This is a genomic window from Micromonospora sp. NPDC049580 (assembly GCF_040675595.1).
GTDB lineage: Bacteria > Actinomycetota > Actinomycetes > Mycobacteriales > Micromonosporaceae > Micromonospora.
On record NZ_JBFAPG010000738.1, the window covers coordinates 1 to 2,003 of the forward strand.

The 2,003-nt window shown below is 71.2% G+C and carries 2 protein-coding genes; both read right to left on the bottom strand.

Going from position 1 to position 2,003, the window contains the following annotated elements:
• Positions 1 to 16: 16 nt before the first annotated feature.
• Positions 17 to 1,117, bottom strand: a complete 1,101-nt coding sequence (locus AB0J68_RS31590; protein ID WP_363942472.1) for a Gfo/Idh/MocA family oxidoreductase — start codon at positions 1,115 to 1,117, stop codon at positions 17 to 19.
• Entirely contained in the window at positions 1,087 to 1,797 is a 711-nt protein-coding gene (locus AB0J68_RS31595; protein WP_354855521.1) for a ThuA domain-containing protein, read from the bottom strand. The genes AB0J68_RS31590 and AB0J68_RS31595 overlap by 31 nt, the downstream gene beginning before the upstream one ends.
• Positions 1,798 to 2,003 lie beyond the last annotated feature (206 nt).

Below are 2,003 nucleotides of genomic sequence, written 5' to 3' on the forward strand. Positions count from 1 at the left end.
GCCGGCCCGCACCGGGTCACTTCTTCCAGCCGTTGACCGGAGTGAGCGGAACCGGTGCCGGCCGCTGCGCCACAGTCGTCAGCTCGATCCGCCGGCCCTCGGCCGCCGAGACGAGCAGCGAGGTCATCGTTTCGAGTACGTGCAGCGCGACGTCGCCGCCGGCGCGGGGCGGGCGCTGGCCGTCGGCGGTGACCAGGTCGATCAGCCCGATGCCGCGGGAGCTCTCGACGTAACCGGCCAGTGGTTCGAGAACGCGCCATTCGGTGCCGCCCAGCGGAAAGACGCGAACGTCCCCGTCGAACATGTTCGGATCGGGTACGGCGAGCGTGCCGGTCTCCCCGTGCACCTCGATCGGCGCGGCCGTCGTCGCGACGCCGTCGAAGCTCGTGGTGATGGTGGAGAGAGCACCGTTGGCATGCTCAAGCACACCGGTCACGTGGGTGTCCACCTCCGCCGGGACGCGCTGGCCGTTTCGCGGGCCCGAGCCGATGACACGCTCGGCGCGCAGGCGGCTGGCGGCTCCGACGACCGCGCGAACCGGCCCCAGCAGGTGGACGAGCGCTGAGATGTAGTACGGCCCCATGTCCAGCAACGGGCCGCCGCCCGGGGCGTAGTAGAAGTCGGGGTGGGGATGCCAGCGCTCGTGTCCCGGTGTGACCATGACGGCCGTCGCCGACAGCGGGCGTCCGATGAGCCCGCCGTCGATCGCCGCCCGTGCCGTCTGCGTACCTGTGCCGAGGACGGTGTCCGGCGCGCACCCGACGTGGACGCCAGCCGAGGAGGCCCGTTCGATGATCGAGCGGCCGTCCGGAAACGTCACGGCCAGCGGCTTCTCGACGTACACGTTCCTGCCCGCCTCGATCGCGCCGAGTGAGATCTCGGCGTGCGCCGCGGGGATCGTGAGATTGAGAACCGTCTGCACCTCCGGACGGGCGAGCAGACCCTCGACGCTCAACGCCTCGCTGCCGGGGATCGTGGCCGCGACCGCGGCCGACCGGGAGGCGTCGAGGTCGGCCAGCGCGACGATGCTCACCGCGGGGTGGTTCGCGAGGGTGTCGAGGTACGCACGGGAGATGACCCCGAGACCTACGATGCCGACGCGGTGCGGGTCGCCCACACCATCCCCCTCTCGATGACGGTACGGACGTTCGCGTCCTCCAGCACGTCGAGGCTGTGCCCCGGTGTCGTCACGACGATGCGCCCGGCACCCCAGCGTCGCGTCCAGATCGCCGGCGAGGTGACCGGCCGATGCCATGGATGCCACGCCTGCGTCGGATGGGTGGTGACGGCCAGGATGTCGATCAGGTCGTCGTGCAGCACCCAGTACTGCTCGGTGACCAGGTCGAAGTCCTCGATCCCCGCGGTGATCGGGTGCTCCCGGCCGAGGTCGGTGATGCGCACCGTGTGCGGCAGGAAGTTGTCCTCCGGGCCGCCGTGGCGCTCGCACGGCTCCTTACCCGGGTGGGTCGCGAACTGGCCGCCCACCAGATGCAGGTACTCCGACGACGCGCGGAACGCGTCCACGATCCCGCCGTGCCAGCCGGTGAAACCCGTACCGGCGATGACCGCGGCGCTCAGGCCCGCCACCTGGTCAGCGGTGATCTCCGACATCGTCATGCACTGCACGACCAGGTCGGTGTCGGCCATCTCGGCGGCATCGGCGTAGATCTGGGTCGACTCCTCGACCCGTACGGCATAGCCGCTTCGTTCGAGGAAGGGAATGAACAACTCCGTCGCCTTGACCGGCTGGTGCCCCTCCCAGCCGCCCCGAACCACGAGTGCTCTCGGCTGCGCCACCCTCGCTCCCCTCCACGCTCCGTCGCCACCGGGCCGGACGTTCCCGCCCCGGCGACATGCCGTCGGTGCCCGTACCTGTCGAGCACAGAAACCGTACCCGTGGTCGCGGGCCGGGGCCGGAGTAGCGGAGCAGTCGCGGGGGGCGGACGGGCGGACGCACCGTCATCGGGGTCGCGCCGGTTCGGCCGGGGCCCCACGTCGGGCCC